Origin of the sequence: Klebsiella sp. 141240, assembly GCF_050600805.1 — a bacterium.
GTDB lineage: Bacteria > Pseudomonadota > Gammaproteobacteria > Enterobacterales > Enterobacteriaceae > Klebsiella > Klebsiella aerogenes.
The window spans coordinates 1-225 of sequence record NZ_JAQIRK010000089.1 but is presented as its reverse complement, the minus strand read 5'-3'; the positions used below and the strand labels follow the sequence as shown (position 1 = coordinate 225).

Sequence of the window (225 nt, the reverse complement as noted above, 5' to 3'; positions counted from 1 at the left end):
ACGGCGTTTCACTTCTGAGTTCGGCATGGGGTCAGGTGGGACCACCGCGCTATCGCCGCCAGGCAAATTCTGTTTACCAGCCCGTCATAACGACGTACTGATTAATCTGTATCAGGCTGAAAATCATCTCAATCCGCCAAAACATCTTCGGCGTTGTAAGGTTAAGCCTCACGGTTCATTAGTATCGGTTAGCTCAACGTATCGCTACGCTTACACACCCGACCT

General features: G+C 50.7%; 1 rRNA gene. It reads right to left on the bottom strand.

Going from position 1 to position 225, the window contains the following annotated elements:
- Positions 1 to 63 (bottom strand): 5S ribosomal RNA (gene rrf / locus PGQ95_RS26480); the annotation flags it as partial.
- Positions 64 to 225 lie beyond the last annotated feature (162 nt).